This is a genomic window from Mesorhizobium sp. B3-1-7, assembly GCF_006439385.1.
Lineage (GTDB): Bacteria > Pseudomonadota > Alphaproteobacteria > Rhizobiales > Rhizobiaceae > Mesorhizobium.
In genome coordinates this window covers 71,333-91,364 of the sequence record NZ_VFTL01000010.1, presented here as the reverse complement: position 1 = coordinate 91,364, position 20,032 = coordinate 71,333, and the positions used below count along the sequence as shown (strand labels likewise).

The following is a 20,032-nucleotide window of genomic DNA, read 5'->3' as shown; positions in this document are numbered from 1 at the left end:
TCCTATTGACGCGGCAGGCCGAGCAAACGGCGCCACTCATGCAACGTGGTCGGGTCCGGCTCGAGCGACCAGAAAGGCCGTGCTGGATCCACAGGGTGCAAGCGCGCGTGCGAGTAGAGAATAAGCTGCCGTTCGAGCGGCGGCGCCAGCCGCACAACACCTCGCAAGAGACTGAGGATCCTCGGTCTGCGCCTCACCCACAGCAAGCCATGATCCATGAAGAGCGTCACCCCTTGTTTGGGCGCGCGGCTCATCCGCATGGCGCGGGCCTTCACTGAACGCAGCGGCGCCGTCATCCTCCATGAGCTTGTGCGGGCAATGGCCTCCAGTTCGGCGGTCCGCTGGCCGAGCATTGCGAGCGTCGCGGCATGGCCCTTGCCGGTCTCTGCGATATAGTGATGGAGCCGGCCGATCTCGGTGTCCTTTTCCTCGATCGCGGCGACCTGCTTGGCGAAGGTGGTCCGTTCGGCGGCGTGGCTTTTCTCGGTCTCGGCGATATGGTGATGGAGCCGGTCGATTTCGGCGTCCTTTTCCTGGCCGAGCTTCTCGATCGCGCCAGCGAGCTCGGCATAAGCGGCTCGCTCGACGGAGTGGCCGTTCTCGCTCTCGGCGATATAACGGTGAAGACGGGCGATCTCCTTAGAGGCGTGAGCGGCACCTTGGTTCCGCTCGTCAAGCGCCGTTTTCAGATTGGTGATCTCGCCGTTCAATCTATGTGCGAAAGGTGAGTTCGACAGTCCACTCAGTGTGAAATCGTCGAAAATGTTGGGAGGTGCGCCGAAGACTGGTCTCAGATCGGAATGCGCTTCATGAAGATAGAAGCGATTGAGACCGTCGAAATAGACAAACGTATAACCCATCGCGAGCACGGCGGGTTCCCAATCGAAATAACTCTCGTCCCTCGAAAGTGGAATGGTGCTTTCGATGACGAGAACCCATGGCCTGACTGGAGATGGCTGCCAACTTGCGATGGTTTCGGCTTCCATGCCCTCGACGTCGATCTTCAGCCAGTGGATTTCCCGGTCGGAATAACGATCGAGCAGTATCGACAGAGGCAAGGTGGTGACTTCGATGGATTTAGATACGAAACCCATATTGGCGTGCATTGCCGCGATCTCGTCATTGCCAGTGCTGAGACCGGTTTCGGGAATTTCGTGGAACGTCGCGGTTCCCTCATGCCGCGCGATCGCGACTTCGAGCACCTCCTCGTCAGATCGCGCGACGCGGAGCTTTGCCGCATTTGACGATATCGGCTCGACATGGACGCCCCGCCAGCCATGTTCATAAAACGCCAGGCTGACTGAATCCACGATCGGGTCCTGGGCGCCGATGTCGATGTAGAAGCCGTGCTCGACAGACTTGAGGGCACGCCACAATATGACGTCTTCGAAGTTCTGTGCGTATGAGGTGATCATCGGAGCTCGCGAAACATCTGTTCCTGTTTCAAGCCGTGCCCCACGCCAAAATACGCCGATAAGACCTCGCTGGCAGGCCCGTCCATGCGCACGCGGCCATGCTCCATCCACAGAATGCGGTTGCAATTCTTCTGCAGTAACTCGCTAGAGTGGCTGGCAAGGATCAAGATCTTGGTCGTGTTGACGATCTCGCGCAGCCGCTTGTCGGCTTTCTGCTTGAAATCCTCGTCACCGGTCGAAAGCCATTCGTCCATGACCAGTATTTCCGGTCGGATAGCCGTGGATGTCGAGAACGCCAGGCGAAGCTGCATGCCGGACGAGTAGGTCCGGAACGGCATGTCGAGAAAGTCACCCAGGCCGGTGAATTCGGCGATATGGTCGAACTGCTCGCGCAATTGTTCCCGCCGCATGCCCATCATCGCTGCGCGCAGCTTGATGTTTTCGCGGCCCGTCGCTTCCGGATCGATGCCAAGCGAGATGTTAATGAGCGACACGCACTCGCCGTGTATCACGGCAGATCCGCTGGTCGGCCTGTAGATGCCGGATAACACGCGAAGCAGTGTCGTCTTGCCGGAGCCGTTGTGGCCGACGAGGCCGATTCGGTCTCCCTCTTTCACCGAAAAGCTCACATCCTCGAGACCGCGCACGATGACATGGCCGTCACCCCGGCGGTCGATTGCACCTCCGGTCGCGACGCTGAGTACCCTGTTCTTGAGAGAACGGCTGGCCGCGTTGAATACCGGGAATTCCACCGAGACGCCGGTCAGTTTGATGGAAGCCATGCTCAGAGCCAATAAGGAATACGATGACGGTAGCGGCCGAACAGCAGCAACGCCACGATCCAGCCTACGACTGCGAGCGCGATGCATACTACCCAACTGGTCGCAAATGGCACCCCGCCCAGTAGCGGATCCCGCACGACACTGATCAAATGGTAGAAAGGGTTGAGGTCCAGAAACAGGTGCGAAATGCCCTCTGGCAGTGTCCGTGCCATCCACATTACTGGCGTCAGGTACATCATCACCTGCAGCAGGTTCTGCATCACTTGCGTCATGTCGCGATAACGCGCGCACAAAACGCCGAGAATGAGCATGATCCACAGCAAGTTGAGCGACAAAATGACAAAGCCGGGCACAGCCAGGAAAACGTTCCATGTCGGAGCGCGTCCGACCACTAGGAGGACGATGGGATAGATGAGAATATTATGGCCAAGAATGATGGCGTTGCGATACTGCGTCCGCAGCACATGGGTGAACAGCGGCATGCGCACCTGAAGGATGATGCCCTCGGCCCCTATGAAGGCGGTGCACCCCTCGTTGATCGCGGTCGAAATGAAACTCCAGATAATCAGGCTGACGCAGATGTAAGGAAGGAACTCGTCCATTGGCGAGCGGAAAAGGCTGCCAAAGACAAACCCGAGCGCGCCGATCAGGACGCCCATGTTGATCGTCAGCCAAAACGCGCCCACGCGCGAGCGGCGATAGCGCTGGGCTACGTCCTGCCAACTGAAAGTTGTCGCCAGATAATGTTTCTCGAGCGCGGTGCCGATATCGGCGAATGCCTCTGCAAGGAAGCCTGTTCTGGTTGGCAGCATATATCCCGTTCGTTTTCTGCCCAGGCCCGACTGTGCGAGAGGTGCGATACATTATTGGCCGGGAGACATCAAGTTTGGTGAGCCATTTCTGCGACCGGATTTTGCGAGGCGCGTCGCAGACAAAATCGCATGGCTTATCCGACGATGGTCTTCTTACGGCATCCGCCTCGAACAGCTAAAGAGATTTCTTCATGTCCCACAAGTACGGGCCTGGCGCCCAATATCGGCATGAGCGCGGAAGGAGAATACGATGATATTCCGCCTCATGCGGCCCGGCTGGTTCGGCAGACGAACGCAGGCGCAGGACCGTCCAATTTACTTCCAGCATATTCCTAAAACAGCCGGCACTTCCATAAGGACTTGGCTACATTCCCACTACGGCGACCGGTTCTGCCCAGCAGGCCTTGCGGACGAGTTGGTGGCGCTTCCACCGGAAAAATTGCGCAGCTATCAGGCATTTGGGGGTCATTTTCATGGCTATCTCCAACCCTATCTTGGTCGCGACTTGATGACGGTCACCGTGTTGCGCGAGCCCATGGCCAGGACACGGTCCCACTGGCATCACGTCCGCCGTGTGCTTGTGCATCCCCATCATCCCAGGGTGAAAGGCCAGACCTTCGCTGAGTTTGTGATGGATGACCTCAATCGGGAGATGATCGAGGACTACCAGGCTCGGTACCTGATAAAACTGCCGCTGAGCATGGCGACGATGGCCACTCGCTTTTCCGAAGCCGAATACGCGCGGTTCGCCCTCGCCGTGTTGTTGGAACAAACGTCGCTGTCTGTGCTCAAGCCGGAATTGCTGGAGGGCGCCAGAACGACGCTCAAGGGTATGGCGGTAATCGGAACGACTGAGCGCCTTCATGATTTCCTCGTCGAAGTCGCCAATTTGGCAGATATCCCGCCGCCCACGGCCGAGGAAGTGCCTCGGGCGAACGTCACCGAACGAGACGGCGCCGAGGAATTGCCGGGAGAAGCACTCCGGAGGCTACGAGACCTAACGCGAATTGATCAGGAGCTATACGATGCAGCCATTTGATCTTCCGATACCAGGCTTCGTCGTTTAGTCGCGACACGGGCATTGCCGGCTCGATTTTCTGTTCCGCCCATTGGCCTCAGGCTGCGCCTATTGAGGGACGGATCAAATGACTTCTTCGTTTTTCGTTGAGGAAAGAAAACATGAGTGCTCTTACGCCTGAGGAGTTCGTCACAGTGCTATATCGTTGCTGTTTGGGCAGAGAGCCGGATCCGGATGGACTTGCAAGCTGGTCCGGCCAGATGCGCTTGCACGGCGATCCAACTGCGGTGCTCGCAGGTATCATGGCCAGCGAGGAGTTCCGCCTCAAATCTGCAGGGGATCGCGGAATCGAGACGCGGTGCGCTGCAATCGCCGACGGTGCGCATCGCGCTCTGCGCAGGCCGCTGCGCATTGTCGACGTCGGTGCCCAACTGCTTGGCGCCGGATCCAATCCATACGACCCTTTGGTATTTCATCCACCCGTGGAGATCATCGGCTTCGACCCGCTCGAGGAACGCCTTGTTGAGCGGGCTGAGGTCGAGGGACAGCAAGGGATCAAGCTGCTTCCCTACGCCATTGGCGATGGCGACAGGCATACGCTTTACATCAACAATGACGATGCAACCTCGTCGCTATATCCGCTAAACACGACATTCAACGCCTCCTTCAACCACCTGCGCGAACTGCACACCGTCGATACGCAGGCTGTCGACACAAGACGCCTTGACGACGTCCTTCCGCCGGGCGCTGTGGATTTCCTTAAGCTCGATGTGCAGGGCGGAGAACTGATGGTCTTGAAATCCGCCCGGCGGACCCTGGGTGGCACGGCCGTCGTGCATTGCGAGGTCGAGTTCGCGCCGATTTACGCTGGCCAACCGCTCTACCCGGAGATCCAACAATTCCTCAACGAATACGGATTCGAGCTGATAGACCTGCTCATTCCCGGCCGCTACCACTACGTTGCGCATGACAGTGGAACGGCCCAGGATCGGTTGCTTTGGGCCGATGCCGTGTTTTTTCGCGTGACCGATGACCCCGACACACTGCGCGCCCAGTCATTGATCGCCGCAGCGGTGTATCGCAAGCCCACACTCGCCGCACGGCTGCTTAGCGCCTCCGGCTGACACGCGATAGTCCAGGTCAGGCATCTGGGGATGCAGGCCTGTTCACGCCTTGGCCACCTGTGCACGGCAATCCGTCAGAATCGCTGCAAGCGTATCTTCGAAGCGATGTTCGGGTGCCCAGCCAAGCAGGGCCCGGGCGCGGCTCGCATCACCCACGATCGATGGCAGGTCGCTCGGCCGCATCCGTGACGGATCCCGCTCGGTGACGATCCTGACGCTGCTTTGCGCCAGCAGTCGATCGAGAATGTCTCCTATCCGCCAGGAAAGGCCGGATGCGACATTGAAAATGGTGTTGGGCGCCATATCTTTGCTATTTGAGACCGCCCGGGCATAGGCATCGGCGATGTCACGCGCGTCTAGGAAGTCGCGCCGCGCGTCAAGGTTGCCGACGCGGATGACTGGAGCGGCCAGGCCTGCCTCGATCCGAGCGATTTGCATGGCGAAGGCCGGCACGGCGAACGCCTCTGTCTGGCCCGGCCCGGTATGGTTGAAGGGCCGCATGCGAACACATTTCAGGCCGCGGCACGCCAGCGCGCCCACGGCAAGATCGGCCGCAGCCTTGGTCACAGCATAGTCGTCGATCGGGGCAAGTAACGTGTTTTCATCGAGCGGCCGTCCGGTATTGGCGCTTTCGCCATAGACCAGGCCTGACCCGACATGGATCAGCCAGCAATCCGGAACCTTGTCGAGGATGGCATGGGCGACATTGAGCGCGCCCTCGACATGAATGCGCCATGTGTTCTGCGGGTTGGCCTGGGCGGCGCCGAGCGCCGCGAGGGCCGCCAGGTGAATGACATGCGTCGGCCGATGACGGACAATGGCGTCATGGACGGCGGTCGCGTCGGTGACGTCCAACGGCTCGACCTCGCCGAAGGCAGGGTGCGGACCGCCATCCTTGGACGTGGCGACAACAACGACATCGGGACCGCAAATTCTGCGCAGCGCGTCGCAAACATAGGGGCCGACGAACCCGCTCGCGCCGGTGATCAGAACACGATACGTCAAGTTGCTGCCGACCATAAATGCGGGGCCTTCCTCTGCCTGGAGCGTTTCCATCGTTTCACGGAACCGGTGACCGCTCTATCTCTTTGTTTTGACGCAATTCCGGACGGAAAACCGTTTCAGACTTTTCCTTGAACCTGCTCTAGGTGCGACGGGCGGAATGACGCACGAGATCGGCGTCCATCATCTCCTTGATCATCTCTTCCAGGGAGATCGTCGCTTCCCATCCGAGCTTCGCCTTGGCCTTGCCAGGATTGCCGAGCAGGATTTCGACTTCCGCCGGCCTGAACAAGTCGGAATCGATCACAAGATGGTCATCCATCTTCAGCCCCACATGCTCGAAGGCGATACGGCACATGTCGCGAACCGTCGTCGTCCTGCCCGTGGCTACCACATAGTCGTCGGGCTGGTCCTGCTGCAGCATCAGCCACATGGCGCGGACATAGTCTTTCGAATGGCCCCAGTCGCGCTTGGCGTCGATGTTGCCCAGGCGCAGTTCCTTTGCCAGGCCCTTCTTGATGCGCGCGACGGCGTCCGTGACCTTGCGGGTCACGAATTCGATGCCCCGAAGCGGCGATTCGTGGTTGAACAGGATGCCGCTCGAAGCGTGCAGGCCGAAGCTCTCGCGATAATTGATCGTGATCCAGTGACCGTAGAGCTTCGCCACCGCATAGGGGGAGCGGGGATGGAAAGGCGTCGTCTCCGACTGCATCGGCTCCTGGATAAGGCCGTACATCTCTGACGACGAAGCCTGATAGAAGCGCGCTTCGGGGATTTCGAGGCGCAGCGCCTCGAGCACATTGGTGACGCCGATGCCGGTGACGTTGCCCGTCAGTATCGGCTGCTGCCACGAGGATTTGACGAAGGATTGTGCGGCAAGGTTGTAGACCTCGTCCGGCCTTATGTCGCGCATGGTTCGGGCAAGGCCCGACAGGTCCGTCAGGTTGCCGTCCACGATCCGCACGTCTTTCTCGATGCCCAGCCATTTCAGGCGTGTGGTGTTGACGTCCGCCGTGCTCGAACGCCGCGCAAGTCCGTGGACCTCATAGCCCTTCGCGAGCAGGAGCTCAGCCAGATAGGCGCCGTCCTGCCCGGTAATGCCGGTTATCAATGCTGTCTTTGTCATCAATGCTCTCAGTATGTTTTGGTGATTCTCTCCCAAGCCCTGTTGCGTCGCGGCCCGCCCCAGCCCTGCGGGCACCAATGAATCGCTATGCGCGACCGTATACGTCGTCGAAGCGCACTATGTCATCCTCGCCAAGATAATCGCCGCTCTGAACTTCGATGATCACCAGATCGATCTTGCCCGGATTTTCCAGCCGGTGCTTGTGGCCGCAAGGGATGTAGGTCGACTGGTTCGTCGCCAGGAACAGTTCCTGATCGCCGTTGACCACTTTCGCCGAGCCGCTGACCACGACCCAATGCTCCGAACGATGGTTGTGCATCTGCAGGCTTAGGCGCCGTCCGGGCTTCACTTCGATGCGCTTGATCTTGAACCGGTCGCCTTCCTCCAGAACCGTGTAGGTACCCCATGGCCGGTGCACCGTCGAGTGCAGCAGGTGCGCCTCATGTCCTGAAGCCTTGAGTCCTTCGAACAGTTTCTTGACATCCTGGACGCGGTCGCGGGATGCCACCAGCAATGCGTCCGGGGAATCCACGATGACCAGATCGTTCACGCCGACAGTGCCGATGACGCGCTTGTCCGAGCTGATGTAGCTGCCGGCCGTGTCCACCGTGTGGACATCCCCCCGTATCCTGTTCCCGCGATCGTCCGCCGGGGTCAGTTCCGCCATGGCGTTCCACGATCCGATGTCGTTCCACTCCATCTCGCAGGGAACCACCGCAAGATTGCGCGTCTTCTCCATTACCGCGTGATCGAGAGAGATGCGGGGCGCAAGCGCGAAATGCTCGGACGAAAGTTCGATCTTGTCGGACTGCCCGTTGTTGAATTGTCCCTGCTCATAGCTCGCGGCAACCGCCTTGAGGACGGCAGGGCAGTGTGCGGCCATAGCATCGAGCATGGTTTGCGCCTTGAAGCAGAAGATGCCGGCGTTCCAGAAAAAACTCCCTGACGCTAGGTAGGTCTTAGCCGTGTCGAGGTCCGGTTTCTCTACGAAACGGATGACCTTCTCGCCGTCGGCCTCGATATAGCCGAAGGCGGTGTCTGGACGGCTTGGCCATATGCCAAGCGTGGCGATCAGCCCTTGCCGCGCATGCTCGATGGCCCGGCCCATGACATTTGTAAATGCGGGCAGGTCGCCGATCATGTGGTCCGCCGGGAAGACGCACAAAATTGCGTCCGGACCCTGCGTTGTATTGGCGTGAACAACAGCCGCAGCAACCGCGGCGGCCGTGTCACGCGCTTCCGGCTCAAGAAGGAAAGTATGCGGCGGTATTGCCGGAGAAAGTTCGTCGAAATCGTCTTTTGTCAAGAAAAGATGATCCCTTGACGTTACCGCGACAAGCTCCGCGACATCCTTCAGCGAAGCGGCACGCAGCACGGTGTGCTGAATCAGCGAGTGCCCATCCGCAACCTTGAGAAAAGGCTTTGGATGCGACTGCCGCGACGCCGGCCAGAGCCGCGATCCGGCGCCGCCGCTGATGATGACGGGGACCACTTTCATTCGATAGCCTCTCGCTCGTCTGATACTGTGCTGTCCCGCGCCCGTTCCAGCGCCATTGCCACAATTTTGGTCGCCCTGTCATGGCTGGCGGCCTCGGCATAGCAACGAAATTCGGGGGCGTTGCCGGAAGGCCGCAGATGGATGATCTCGCCGCTGCTCATCCGTGCCCTGAGGCCGTCGGTCTCATCGACGTCCGTGACGGTGCCGAAGGGGGCAAGGAATTGCCGCAACGCATCGCGGTCGGCGAGCTTGCGCATCAAGCCGCGCGATGCCTCGACAGGGAAGTTCTCGAGCCGCTCGCTGGCGCAGACCGGAAGGTTCCAACTTTCGCGCAGGCCCGACAGCGTTTTTCCGGTCGATGCCGCCGTGCCCAGCACCGCCAGGATGGGCAAGAACGAATCCCGCGTCGGCAGCGCGGACAAGACCCTGCCGTTCACCTGGCAGTCCGACCCCAGAAGAACCCCGCCATTGGCTTCGAAGCCGACGACGATGCCGCGGGTCGATTGCGCGCCCTCCATGCCCGCTATGACGAAGGGGGACCCGACCTTGGTTCTCCTGACGTTGAACCCGAAGGCCTCGGAAATGCCTGAATTGGAGGTGACCGGCGTCACCACGATGTCGGCCTTGAGGAACAGCGCCGTCGCCAGCCCGATCAGGTCGCCGCGGAACAACTCGCCCTTGTCGTCGATGACGAGAGGGCGATCGGCATCGGCATCGGCCGAGAGCACGGCGTTGAATTTGAATTCGCGCACCCAGGCTTTCATCTTCGCCATCATTTCCGGGCCGACGGCCTCGGTATCGACCGGCACGAACGTTTCCGTTTTGCCTACGGGGATCACATCGGCGCCGTAGGATCGCAGAACCTCGACCAGCAGCGCCGCCGCAACGGTGCTGTGCTGGTAGACGCCGAGCCTCATTCCGGACAGGGCGCCAGGGGGGAGAATGCCGCCGACCCGGTCTCGGAAGGCCACGCGCGCCTGTTCGTGGGCGGTCTGCCACTCGGCGGGAGCCGGCGGCCACGGATACTGGTCCGACAGTTCAGCGACATAATGGGTGATCGCTGCCTCGTCCGCCTTGTCGATCTCGCCCTTCGGCCCGTAGAACTTGATGCCGTTGCGGTCGGCGGGGATATGCGATCCGGTCACCATCAGCGCCGCGGCGCCGTGCAGGCGGGCATAAAAGGCGAGCGCGGGTGTAGGGATGGGGCCGCAATCGACCGGCTGGAAGCCGGCTGCGGCCAGGGCCGCCATGCAGTCCTCTGCAATTGCCGGACTGCTGTCGCGCAGATCGCGTCCGACGAAGACCTTGCCTTGCTGAAACCCGGTCGACCGCAAGCGCCGGGCGAAACCCTCGGTATAAAGCCCGCTTGGCCTCCCAACCAATTCGGAAGCCAAACCCCGAACGCCGCTTGAGCCGAATTTCATCAGTCTGCTTTTGCCGTTGGAAGATCGCCGCTACTTATTGGAGTGAGCAAGACTGTCAACAGCAAAAGATACCTTGAAATCCGCGTCTTTCCTAATATCCCCATACACCCAGTTCGTTGCCGGCCGGATCTGTGAAATGAAACCGTCTACCACCGGGAAAGGCGAAAATTGGCTTGATGATGGTGCCGCCGGCACTCTCGACAGCGTCCAGCGTTTCCTCGAGGTTTTCGCAGTAGATGACCGGAAGCGGCTTGGCCGGCGCTTCTCCGGCATCCGCCTGGAAGCCGCCGTCGAGCCCTTCGGCAAAGGCGGCATAGGTCGGACCGTAGTCGGTGAACGACCACGAAAAGGCGGCGCTGTAGAAGGACTTGACGCTGTCCAGCCTGCCGCCTGTCGCCGGCAGTTCGAGATAGTCGAGTTTTCCGTTGAGTTTCATCACGCTACTCCACTATGTTCCCTTTATGTTCTATATCGCACCGCCCCCCTCCCGCAAGTCTTTTTGACGCAGCTTTTGCTTAATCGATTGTAGTTGCGATGCCCGCTGGGCCGGTGCCTTGCCTTTCGCACTGCAGCATCCTATCGCTCGGGTCGGGGAAGGCGGGGAACCGGGCAATCATCCGGATGTTCTATCTTCCACGAACTGGAGGGCAAGCATGACCAAGTGGGTTTACACCTTCGGCGACGGCGCTGCCGAAGGCCGTGCCGGCGACCGCAACCTTCTCGGCGGCAAGGGTGCCAATCTGGCCGAGATGTGCAGCCTCGGGCTGCCGGTGCCGCCCGGTTTCACCATCACCACCGAAGTCTGCAACGCCTATTACGCCAACGGCCGCACCTATCCCGACGCACTCGAGGCGGATGTCGTCTCCGCTCTCGATCATCTCGGCCGCATCACTGGCCGCCGCTTCGGCGACCCGTCGAAGCTGCTCCTGGTTTCCGTGCGCTCCGGCGCCCGGGCCTCCATGCCCGGCATGATGGATACGGTGCTCAATCTCGGCCTCAACGACGAGACGGTCGAGGCCCTGGCCGCCGATTCCGGCGATGCGCGTTTTGCCTATGACAGCTACCGCCGCTTCATCCAGATGTATTCCGACGTCGTGATGGGCCTGGACCACGAAGTGTTCGAGGAAATCCTCGAGGACGAGAAGGCGAGCCTCGGTCACGAGCTCGACACCGGGCTCTCGGCCCAGGAGTGGCAAGGCGTGATCGGCCTCTACAAGGCCAAGGTAGAGGAAGAGCTCGGCAAGCCGTTCCCGCAGGATCCGCGGGAGCAGCTCTGGGGCGCGATCGGCGCCGTGTTCTCGAGCTGGATGAACAACCGCGCCATCACTTACCGGCGCCTGCACGACATCCCGGAAAGCTGGGGCACGGCCGTCAACGTCCAGGCCATGGTGTTCGGCAATATGGGCGACACATCCGCGACCGGTGTCGCTTTCACCCGCAATCCCTCGACCGGCGATCGGCAGCTCTACGGCGAGTTCCTGGTCAACGCCCAGGGCGAGGACGTGGTGGCCGGCATCCGCACGCCGCAGAACATCACCGAAGCGGCGCGCATCGCCGCCGGCTCCGACAAGCCGTCGCTGCAGAAGCTGATGCCCGACGCCTTCCAGGCTTTCGTCGACATCTCCGACCGGCTGGAAAAGCATTACCGCGACATGCAGGACCTCGAATTCACCATCGAGCGCGGCAAATTGTGGATGTTGCAGACCCGCTCCGGCAAGCGCACCGCCAAGGCGGCGCTGAAGATCGCCGTCGAGATGGCCAGGGACGGGCTGATCACCAAGGAGGAGGCGGTCGCCCGCATCGATCCGGCTTCGCTCGACCAGCTGCTGCATCCGACCATCGACCCGAAGGCCGCGCGTGACGTCATCGGCATGGGCCTGCCGGCCTCGCCGGGTGCGGCCACCGGTGAGATCGTTTTTTCCTCCAGCGATGCCGAGGATGCCAAGGCGCAAGGCCGCAAGGTAATCCTGGTGCGCATCGAGACCAGCCCCGAGGACATCCACGGCATGCATGCCGCCGAAGGCATCCTCACCACGCGCGGCGGCATGACCAGCCACGCCGCCGTGGTGGCGCGCGGCATGGGCAAGCCCTGCGTGTCGGGCGCAGGCTCGCTGCGTGTCGACTACAAGGCAGGCACGCTGCTCTCGATGGGCCAGACCTTCCGCAAAGGCGACATCATCACCATCGATGGCGCCAACGGCCAGGTGCTGAAAGGGGCGGTCGCCATGCTGCAGCCGGAGCTGTCGGGCGATTTCGCCGCCATCATGGAATGGGCCGACGCGGCGCGCCGCATGAAGGTGCGCACCAATGCCGAAACGCCGCTCGACGCGCGCATGGCGCGCTCCTTCGGCGCCGAGGGCATCGGGCTGTGCCGCACCGAGCACATGTTCTTCGATGGCGACCGCATCGTCGCCATGCGCGAGATGATCCTGGCCGATACCGAGAAGGACAGGCGTGCGGCACTGGACAAGCTGCTGCCCATGCAGCGCTCGGACTTCCTCGAACTGTTCGAGATCATGGCCGGCCTGCCGGTGACGATCCGCCTGCTCGATCCGCCGTTGCACGAATTCCTGCCCAAGACCGAGGCCGAACTCGCCGAGGTCGCCGCGGTCATGAACGTGTCGGCGGACAAGCTCAGGCAGCGCACGGAGGCGCTGCACGAATTCAACCCGATGCTCGGCCATCGCGGCTGCCGGCTCGCGGTCTCCTATCCGGAGATCGCCGAGATGCAGGCGCGCGCTATCTTCGAGGCGGCGGTCGAGGCCGGCCACAAGGCCGGCGCGCTTGTCGTGCCGGAAATCATGGTGCCACTGGTCGGCCTCGTGAGGGAGCTGGAATATGTCAAGGCGCGCATCGACGCGGTCGCGCAGAGCGTGATGCAGGAGAGCGGCACCAAGATCGATTATCTGACCGGCACGATGATCGAATTGCCGCGCGCGGCGATCCGCGCCCATGTCATCGCCGAGGCGGCCGAATTCTTCTCCTTCGGCACCAATGATCTGACGCAGACCACCTTCGGCATCTCGCGCGACGATGCGGCATCCTTCCTCGAAACATACCGGCAGAAAGGCATCATCGAGCAGGATCCGTTCGTGTCGCTCGATGTCGACGGCGTCGGCGAGCTGGTGCGGATCGCGGCCGAAAAAGGCAAGGCGACGCGGCCCGGCATCAAGCTCGGCATCTGCGGCGAGCATGGCGGCGATCCGGCCTCGATCCGTTTCTGCGAGGAGGTCGGCCTCGATTACGTCTCGTGCTCGCCCTACCGGGTGCCGATCGCCCGGCTGGCGGCCGCGCAGGCGGCCGTGGCGGCGGCGAAGGGCGCTGCAAAACGCGCTTCCTGATGCATGTCGCCCAGAAGTGCGCAGCGGTTCTGGGACAACGACATGCATCAAGACAAAGACTTGAAGCGCGCGGCCTGAATTCGTTTCAGCGCGGCGCGCTCAAGGGGCATTCGGATACCTTACGGTTTTGTATGCAATGTCACGCGAACGTGCGCGTGACGGCCCTGAATCTCGACACCGTTTCAAGCGACCTTCCGACACCGAATTTATTGGTGTCGGAAAATCCATGTTGCAGATTTCCCCATCCGCTTACCGCTCGATCCTGATCCTGCAGACCAAGTTCATCGGCGACATCGTGCTTGCCTCCGCGCTGGCGAAGAACCTGCGGCTTCAATATCCGGGCGTCCGGATCGTGTTTCTTTGCGAAGCGCATTTCGCCGGCTTCCTGACTGCCCATGGCATAGCTTCCGAGGTCGTCCCCTTCAGCCGTGCCAAGATGCGTGGCTCGCCGCTCGAGCGGGGTCGCGAGCTCTTCCGCATGGTGCGCACATTGCGGCAGCACCGTTTCGACATGACCATCGACATCACCGATTCCAAGACCTCGCGGATCATTTCCGAACTGGTCAACGCTCCGGTCAGGGTCGGCTATTTTCCGACGGAGCGGCCTTTGCGCTGGCACGAGCGTCAACCCGCCAACGTCAGGATGAAGCCCTTCGGATTTGGCAAGACGCATTATCTCTACCGCTATCTGTCTCCGTTGGAGGCGCTGGGCGTCGATCTGCGCGTCAGGGCGCCGGCCATTCGCCCGCTGCCCTTCGAGACGACGCGCGCCCTGGCCTTGCTCGCCAGGCACCAGATCCGGCCAAACGCTTTTGTTGCGGTCCATGCCGGAGCAAGCTTCGTGGGCCGCCGGTGGCAGCCGGAGCGGTTTGCCGAGGCAATCGACAGGATCGTCCGCGAAACCGGCCTGCGCGTGGTTCTGGTCGGCGGCCCGGACGAGAACGAGGCAACCGACAGGATCATGGCCGCGGTCAAGACGCCAGTCCTCAACCTGGCAGGCACGCTGCGGTTGGAAACGCTGCTGGCGCTGCTCAGGGAGGCTCGGCTGTTTCTCGGCAACGAAAGCGGGCCGATGCATATGGCGGCCGCGGCCGGCACGCCGGTCGTCGGCCTGTTCGGCCTGACCAGCCCGGTTCGCTGGGCGCCGATCGGGGTGCCCAGCATTTCGTTACGGCCATCCATGCCTTGCGACTGCGTCGGCGGCGACCTTTGCCGCCGGACCGACCCGCGCAAGGCATGCTGCGTCTGGCGCCTGGAGGTCGATCCGGTCGTCGACGCTACGCTCGAACTGCTGGCGCGCACCGAGATGCTCCTGGAGGCCGCGGTCTGACATTCGCCGGAAAGTTGCCCGTCGGCGGCGCGCCCTTTTGGACCAATCCCAGGAAGGTATGAAACGTTGGGCGCGGCCCCTTCGCCTTTTCCGTGAAAGGCGCCTGTCGGCGCGCGAGTCACTCTGGTCCACGATCTTGCCATCTTGTATATGAGAGCCACGTGAAACAAGCGCATGACGGCTCCACATGTCGACGTCTCAGCCCAGCTTCGTGGACTCCGATCCATCCGGCGCCCGGACACGGGTGTCGCAGCTTCTCTCCGGCCCTGTCCGGTCGATCCTGATCCTGCAAACGAAGCACATTGGCGATCTCGTTCTTTCCTCCGCGTTGGCGAGGAATCTGCAGCTCGAATATCCCGGCGTGCGCATCGTCTTCCTCTGCGATGGCCGCTTCGCCGGCCTCCTCACGGCCAACGACATCGCCTCGGAGGTCGTGACATTCCGCCGTTCCCATATGCGCGGCACGCCGCTGCGGCGCACGCAGGAGCTCATTCTCACGCTCCTTAAGTTACGCCGCGGCCATTTCGATATGGTCGTCGACATCACCGACACGAAGACGTCGCGATTCATCTCAGGACTGGTTGGTGCACGGGTTCGCGTCGGATATCACCCGTCAGAAAGGCCGCCGCGTTGGCTCGAGCGCCAACCTGCCAATGTCAAGGCAAAGCCGTTCGGCTATGGCGAGCAGCATTTTCTCTATCGTTACCTTTCGCCGCTGGAGGCGCTTGGCATAGAGTTGCGTGTGCGGGATCCCGACATTCGGCCGCTGCCGTTCGAGACGACGAAAGCCTTGGCCCTGCTGGACAAGTTCTACCTTCGGCCGAACGCCTTCGTCGCGGTGCATGCCGGTGCAAGCTTCCCCGGACGCCGCTGGCAGCCGGAGCGCTTTGCCGCCGCGATCGACCGGATATCGGCTGAGACAGGTCTGGACGTCGCCCTGGTCGGCAGCCCGGACGAGAACGAGGTGATCGAAAAGATCCTGGCGGCTGCGAAGACGCCGATCGTCAATCTGGTCGGAGCGCTCCCGCTCGACACGCTGCCGGCGCTGTTCAAGCAGGCGCGGCTGTTTCTCGGCAACGACAGCGGCCCCATGCACATGGCCGCCGCGGTCGGCACGCCCGTCGTCGGCCTGTTCGGCCTGCAGAGCCCGGTCCACTGGGGGCCCGTCGGCGTGCCGAGCATCGCGGTGCGCCCGGCCATGCCTTGCGATTGCATCGGCGGTGACCTGTGCGAACGGCCTGACCCCAACAAGGCGTGTTGCGCTTGGCGCCTGGAGGTCGACACGGTCGTCGATGCCGTGCTCCAGCTGCTGGCGCGAACAGAGTTGGCGCTGGAGACCGCGGTCTAAGCGAAAGCAAATTTTCGCGATTGCTGCTTTTTGCGCTGTTTGCCGTCCCGATTTTCGCCTAGATGCGGGCTTTGTAGAGGCAAGTTTTGTTGGCGCGGCGCGGAGAATGCCCGAACGTGCCGGTTTGGAACGAATGATGGGCGTGCTTCGAAATTCCCTTTGCGCGATGGCGCTGTCGCTGTTCGCGGCGTCGGCGGTCAAAGCCGCGCCGCTGCTCGAGCCGACGCTGCATGTGAAGCCGCAGGGCCTCGAGGTCGGCGGCGGGCGCGTCGCGCTGACGCTCGATGCCTGCGGCGGCAAGACCGACACGAGGATACTTTCGGCGCTCGTCGACAACAGGATACCGGCGACGATCTTCGTTACCGGCATCTGGCTGAAGCGCAATGCCGAAGCCGTCGAGATCATGCGGGCGCATCCCGATCTGTTCGAACTGGAAAACCACGGCGGCCGCCACATTCCGGCGGTCGATACGCCGCAGAAGATCTACGGCATCCGCAGCGCCGGCAGCCCGGACGCCGTGCAGGCCGAGGTCGAATCCGGCGCCGCCGCGCTAGCCGGCGCAGGCGGGCCCGCGCCAAAATGGTTTCGCGGCGCAACCGCCGAATACAGCCCCTCGGCGATCGCCATGATCCGCAGGCTGGGCTTCAAGATCGCCGGCTTCTCGGTCAATGGCGACGGCGGCTCGCTGCTCGGCGCGAAGGAAACCGCGCGCCGCATTGCCGCCGCCAAGGACGGCGACGTCATCATCGCCCACATCAACCAGCCGACCCATGCGGCCGGCGAGGGCGTGGTTCAGGGGCTGCTCGCCTTGAAGCAGAAGGGCATGACCTTCGTGCGCCTCGACGATGCCGAGGGCATAGGCAACGACGGCACGACGGACTGAGTTGCCATGATATTCAGGTGAAGCCGGCCTGCGAACAGCGAGTTCCTGCGCTTCCGACCTTCGCCAGCCGAAGCACTCATGAATGGCACGTCAGTTAAGGTTACGGCCGGCGTAGGCCGGTTCTCGGAACTCGCTTTTGTCGGCTCGGCCTGACCTGAATCTCAAGGCACCTCTGGCGGGCCAACAAAGGCTCAGCCCGGCTCAGCCTCGACCGTTACCTTGCTCGTATAGAATGCGCCGTGATTGCGGATTTCGGCCATCTCGTCGAATGGCGTCTCATAAGCCCACATTGCATTTTCGCCGACGTCGCCGGCTTCGCGGACGCTCCAGTAGCTGGCATCCCCTTTGTACGGGCAATGCGTCGAGTGCTCGGTGGCGGCCAGCTTGTTGAAATCGATGTCGTCGAACGGGATGTAGAAGGCATCCGCGTAGGGCGGCTCCGACAGCACCTTGGCCCGGGTCGACCGGGCGATGACGGTATCGCCCGCGCGCACGATGACGCTGCCGCGATAGGGTTCGACGGTGATCGCCTTGTCCGGGTTGCGCTGGAAGCCGGGGGCGGGGTTGGCGAGCTTGTCCATGAATGGGTCTCCTTGGGGGAGATTTACATGTGTCGGACAAGCGCGTCGCGCAAGCCCGCGCGGCGCGAGGTGTCATCACCATTCATTGAATGTCTGTCACGCAGCCGTCAGGCGGCCGTCTTGAAGGCATCCATGAGGCTGGCATAGGCGGCGGCAATGCCCGCAACCGGATTGGTGCTTCTCGCCGCGGTTTCGACCTTCAGCGCGCCGCCGCTGGTCGGCAGCGTCAGCAGCAGGAACTGACGATTGTCGGCGTTGCCAACGCAGGCCGCGGCGACATGTTCACCCTCGGTCCCGTTTTCGACGCGCATCTTGAACAGCAACGTTCCGCCGACGGCCTCCAGCGCGCCGCCGACGACTTCGGCAAATTCATCTTCGGAAACTGTTTTGGTGTCCGGCGTCAGAACGTCCAGACTTTCGGCAAGCGTGCTTTCGAGAGCCTTATCGTCGAGCTGCGCGTCCATGCGAACCACTCCATTCGCCAATCTCACCCAGCCCGTTAATCAAGCTTAACGGCGACGATGGCCGGATTATGGCGGTTTTTCAGGTTCTTCGATCCATCCACGGGCTTCTACTTATAGCGGCTGGACAAACCGCCGGTTCGTTCCACAATGCGTGAAACAAACGACGCGAATGCGCAAAGGGGAGGAACAGATGCTTGGATTGATGCAGGAATGGCCGCTGCTTTGCCACAAGCTGCTCGACCATGCCGAACGCCAGCACGGCGGCAGGGAGGTCGTGTCGCGTTCGATCGAAGGCCCGATCGTGCGCACCACCTTCGCCGAAATCCATCACCGGGCGCTCAAGGTGGCGCAGCGGCTGGAGCGTGACGGCTTCAGGCTCGGCGACCGCATTGCAACCCTTGCCTGGAACACGGCCCGCCATATCGAGGCCTGGTACGGCATTATGGGCATCGGCGCGATCTATCACACGCTCAACCCGAGGCTTTTTCCCGAGCAGATCGCCTGGATCATGAACGATGCGGAGGACAAGGCGATCTTCGTCGATTTGACCTTCGTGCCGCTCCTGGAAAAGATCGCCGGCGCAATCCGGTCGCTGAGAAAGGTGATCGTGCTGACCGACCGGGCGCATATGCCGCAAACGTCGCTGGCGAATGCCGTCGCCTATGAGGAATGGCTGGCCGAGGCCGATGGCGCCTTCGCCTGGAAGGCGTTCGACGAGAACACCGCCGCCGGCATGTGCTACACCTCGGGTACGACGGGCGACCCGAAGGGTGTGCTCTACAGCCACCGCTCCAATGTCCTGCACGCCATGATGGCCGCCATGCCCGACGCCATGGGCATATCCACCCGGGATGTGATCCTGCCTGTCGTGCCGATGTTCCACGCCAATGCCTGGGGTCTCGGCCAGAGCGGACCGATGATCGGCGCCAAGCTGGTGATGCCCGGCTGCAGGATGGACGGAGCCTCGATCTATGATCTGCTCGACACCGAAAAGGTGACGTTCAGCGCGGCCGTGCCGACCGTCTGGATGATGCTGCTGCAATATCTGGAGGAGACCGGCAAGAAGCTGCCTCACCTGAAGAAGGTCGTCATCGGCGGCGCGTCCTGTCCGCGCGCCATCACCGCCAAGTTCCAGGACAACTACGATGTGCAGGTGGTGCATGCCTGGGGCATGACCGAGATGTCGCCGCTGGGCACGCTCTGCACCCTGAAGCCGCAATATGAGACGCTGACTGGCGAGGCGCGGCTCGATGTCCAGGGCAAGCAGGGTTTTTCGCCCTTCGGCGTCGAAATGAAAGTGACCGACGACGACGACAACGCGCTGCCCTGGGACGGCAAGACCTTCGGACATCTCAAGGTGCGCGGCCCCGCGGTGGCCCGCGCCTATTATGGCGGCGCCGGCGCCGAGCAGTTCGATGCCGATGGCTGGTTCGACACCGGCGATGTCGCCCATATAGACGCCAGCGGCTACATGCAGATCACCGATCGCGCCAAGGACGTCATCAAGTCCGGCGGCGAATGGATATCGACCATCGATCTCGAGAATCTCGCCGTCGGCCATCCCGACGTGGCGGAGGCGGCGGCTATCGGCATCCCGCATTCGAAATGGGGCGAGCGGCCCTTGCTGGTCGTCGTGAGCAAGCCCGGCAGGGAGCCGAGCAAGGGCGACATCCTGACCTTCATGAGCGGCAAGGTGGCGAAGTGGTGGATGCCCGACGACGTGGCTTTCGTCGGCGAAATTCCGCACACCGCCACCGGCAAGATCCAGAAGACCAGTTTGCGCGACCAGTTCAAGGGTTACCGCCTGCCGACGGATTGACCAAAAATGTTTGATCTTTCGGCTTCAAGCCGGCGTCAAAAACCGCTAACTCTCGGCGCGGGTTG

General features: G+C 62.0%; 17 protein-coding genes. 7 read left to right on the top strand and 10 right to left on the bottom strand.

Annotated features, from left to right (window positions below):
- Nucleotides 1-2 precede the first annotated feature (2 nt).
- The 3 genes from FJ417_RS10875 to FJ417_RS10865 are packed head-to-tail and all read right to left on the bottom strand — an operon-like array spanning nucleotide 3 to nucleotide 3,009.
- Complete coding sequence (locus FJ417_RS10875; RefSeq protein WP_140783395.1) at nucleotides 3-1,526, bottom strand: FkbM family methyltransferase; 1,524 nt, start codon at nucleotides 1,524-1,526, stop codon at nucleotides 3-5.
- On the bottom strand, nucleotides 1,412-2,197 hold the full coding sequence (locus FJ417_RS10870; protein ID WP_140783394.1) for an ABC transporter ATP-binding protein: 786 nt from the start codon (nucleotides 2,195-2,197) through the stop codon (nucleotides 1,412-1,414). The genes FJ417_RS10875 and FJ417_RS10870 overlap by 115 nt, the downstream gene beginning before the upstream one ends.
- Before the next feature lie 2 nt (nucleotides 2,198-2,199).
- Nucleotides 2,200-3,009: an ABC transporter permease gene (locus FJ417_RS10865; RefSeq protein WP_140783393.1), complete on the bottom strand. Its 810-nt coding sequence runs from the start codon at nucleotides 3,007-3,009 to the stop codon at nucleotides 2,200-2,202.
- Nucleotides 3,010-3,259: 250 nt separating this feature from the next.
- On the opposite strand from FJ417_RS10865, the gene FJ417_RS10860 reads away from it, so the two are divergent.
- Entirely contained in the window at nucleotides 3,260-4,048 is a 789-nt protein-coding gene (locus FJ417_RS10860; protein WP_140783392.1) for a sulfotransferase family 2 domain-containing protein, read from the top strand.
- Nucleotides 4,049-4,188: 140 nt separating this feature from the next.
- Nucleotides 4,189-5,151: an FkbM family methyltransferase gene (locus FJ417_RS10855; protein WP_140783391.1), complete on the top strand. Its 963-nt coding sequence runs from the start codon at nucleotides 4,189-4,191 to the stop codon at nucleotides 5,149-5,151.
- A gap of 42 nt (nucleotides 5,152-5,193) precedes the next feature.
- Here FJ417_RS10855 and FJ417_RS10850 read toward each other — a convergent pair whose 3' ends face one another.
- From FJ417_RS10850 to FJ417_RS10830, 5 genes are all read right to left on the bottom strand, one after another.
- Nucleotides 5,194-6,156, bottom strand: a complete 963-nt coding sequence (locus FJ417_RS10850) for a GDP-mannose 4,6-dehydratase (protein ID WP_246687427.1) — start codon at nucleotides 6,154-6,156, stop codon at nucleotides 5,194-5,196.
- 139 nt (nucleotides 6,157-6,295) lie between these two features.
- Complete coding sequence (gene gmd, locus FJ417_RS10845; RefSeq protein ID WP_140783389.1) at nucleotides 6,296-7,279, bottom strand: GDP-mannose 4,6-dehydratase; 984 nt, start codon at nucleotides 7,277-7,279, stop codon at nucleotides 6,296-6,298.
- 85 nt (nucleotides 7,280-7,364) lie between these two features.
- Nucleotides 7,365-8,777: a mannose-1-phosphate guanylyltransferase/mannose-6-phosphate isomerase gene (locus FJ417_RS10840; protein ID WP_140657112.1), complete on the bottom strand. Its 1,413-nt coding sequence runs from the start codon at nucleotides 8,775-8,777 to the stop codon at nucleotides 7,365-7,367.
- On the bottom strand, nucleotides 8,774-10,201 hold the full coding sequence (locus tag FJ417_RS10835; protein WP_140783388.1) for a phosphomannomutase: 1,428 nt from the start codon (nucleotides 10,199-10,201) through the stop codon (nucleotides 8,774-8,776). The genes FJ417_RS10840 and FJ417_RS10835 overlap by 4 nt, the downstream gene beginning before the upstream one ends.
- 91 nt (nucleotides 10,202-10,292) lie before the next feature.
- Nucleotides 10,293-10,637: a VOC family protein gene (locus FJ417_RS10830; protein ID WP_140783387.1), complete on the bottom strand. Its 345-nt coding sequence runs from the start codon at nucleotides 10,635-10,637 to the stop codon at nucleotides 10,293-10,295.
- Nucleotides 10,638-10,854: 217 nt separating this feature from the next.
- On the opposite strand from FJ417_RS10830, the gene ppdK reads away from it, so the two are divergent.
- The 4 genes from ppdK (at nucleotide 10,855) to FJ417_RS10810 (ending at nucleotide 17,103) form a co-directional block, all read left to right on the top strand.
- Nucleotides 10,855-13,542, top strand: a complete 2,688-nt coding sequence (ppdK, locus tag FJ417_RS10825) for a pyruvate, phosphate dikinase (protein WP_140783386.1) — start codon at nucleotides 10,855-10,857, stop codon at nucleotides 13,540-13,542.
- Nucleotides 13,543-13,768: 226 nt separating this feature from the next.
- Entirely contained in the window at nucleotides 13,769-14,872 is a 1,104-nt protein-coding gene (locus FJ417_RS10820; protein WP_140783385.1) for a glycosyltransferase family 9 protein, read from the top strand.
- A gap of 187 nt (nucleotides 14,873-15,059) precedes the next feature.
- Complete coding sequence (locus tag FJ417_RS10815) at nucleotides 15,060-16,220, top strand: glycosyltransferase family 9 protein (RefSeq protein WP_140783384.1); 1,161 nt, start codon at nucleotides 15,060-15,062, stop codon at nucleotides 16,218-16,220.
- Nucleotides 16,221-16,356: 136 nt separating this feature from the next.
- Nucleotides 16,357-17,103 carry a polysaccharide deacetylase family protein gene (locus FJ417_RS10810; protein ID WP_140643344.1) on the top strand — a complete coding sequence of 249 codons (747 nt, stop codon included), beginning with the start codon at nucleotides 16,357-16,359 and terminating at the stop codon, nucleotides 17,101-17,103.
- Nucleotides 17,104-17,294: 191 nt separating this feature from the next.
- Here the strand turns inward: FJ417_RS10810 and FJ417_RS10805 are convergent, their stop codons facing one another.
- The gene (locus FJ417_RS10805; RefSeq protein ID WP_140783383.1) at nucleotides 17,295-17,684 is read right to left on the bottom strand and encodes a DUF427 domain-containing protein; all 390 of its coding nucleotides are present in this window, start codon (nucleotides 17,682-17,684) and stop codon (nucleotides 17,295-17,297) included.
- 107 nt (nucleotides 17,685-17,791) lie between these two features.
- Complete coding sequence (locus FJ417_RS10800; protein ID WP_140643350.1) at nucleotides 17,792-18,148, bottom strand: hypothetical protein; 357 nt, start codon at nucleotides 18,146-18,148, stop codon at nucleotides 17,792-17,794.
- 190 nt (nucleotides 18,149-18,338) lie between these two features.
- On the opposite strand from FJ417_RS10800, the gene FJ417_RS10795 reads away from it, so the two are divergent.
- Nucleotides 18,339-19,967: a fatty-acid--CoA ligase gene (locus FJ417_RS10795; RefSeq protein WP_140783382.1), complete on the top strand. Its 1,629-nt coding sequence runs from the start codon at nucleotides 18,339-18,341 to the stop codon at nucleotides 19,965-19,967.
- Nucleotides 19,968-20,032 lie beyond the last annotated feature (65 nt).

Bases quoted from the DNA above. Each gene is read 5' to 3' on its own strand.
- FJ417_RS10865 (WP_140783393.1), bottom strand. From the start codon at position 3,009: ATGCTGCCAACCAGAACAGGCTTCCTTGCAGAGGCATTCGCCGATATC.
- FJ417_RS10870 (WP_140783394.1), bottom strand. From the start codon at position 2,197: ATGGCTTCCATCAAACTGACCGGCGTCTCGGTGGAATTCCCGGTATTC.
- FJ417_RS10830 (WP_140783387.1), bottom strand. From the start codon at position 10,637: ATGAAACTCAACGGAAAACTCGACTATCTCGAACTGCCGGCGACAGGC.
- FJ417_RS10840 (WP_140657112.1), bottom strand. From the start codon at position 8,777: ATGAAAGTGGTCCCCGTCATCATCAGCGGCGGCGCCGGATCGCGGCTC.
- FJ417_RS10855 (WP_140783391.1), top strand. From the start codon at position 4,189: ATGAGTGCTCTTACGCCTGAGGAGTTCGTCACAGTGCTATATCGTTGC.
- FJ417_RS10815 (WP_140783384.1), top strand. From the start codon at position 15,060: ATGTCGACGTCTCAGCCCAGCTTCGTGGACTCCGATCCATCCGGCGCC.
- FJ417_RS10835 (WP_140783388.1), bottom strand. From the start codon at position 10,201: ATGAAATTCGGCTCAAGCGGCGTTCGGGGTTTGGCTTCCGAATTGGTT.
- gmd (WP_140783389.1), bottom strand. From the start codon at position 7,279: ATGACAAAGACAGCATTGATAACCGGCATTACCGGGCAGGACGGCGCC.
- FJ417_RS10860 (WP_140783392.1), top strand. From the start codon at position 3,260: ATGATATTCCGCCTCATGCGGCCCGGCTGGTTCGGCAGACGAACGCAG.
- FJ417_RS10800 (WP_140643350.1), bottom strand. From the start codon at position 18,148: ATGGACGCGCAGCTCGACGATAAGGCTCTCGAAAGCACGCTTGCCGAA.
- FJ417_RS10795 (WP_140783382.1), top strand. From the start codon at position 18,339: ATGCTTGGATTGATGCAGGAATGGCCGCTGCTTTGCCACAAGCTGCTC.
- ppdK (WP_140783386.1), top strand. From the start codon at position 10,855: ATGACCAAGTGGGTTTACACCTTCGGCGACGGCGCTGCCGAAGGCCGT.
- FJ417_RS10820 (WP_140783385.1), top strand. From the start codon at position 13,769: ATGTTGCAGATTTCCCCATCCGCTTACCGCTCGATCCTGATCCTGCAG.
- FJ417_RS10810 (WP_140643344.1), top strand. From the start codon at position 16,357: ATGGGCGTGCTTCGAAATTCCCTTTGCGCGATGGCGCTGTCGCTGTTC.
- FJ417_RS10805 (WP_140783383.1), bottom strand. From the start codon at position 17,684: ATGGACAAGCTCGCCAACCCCGCCCCCGGCTTCCAGCGCAACCCGGAC.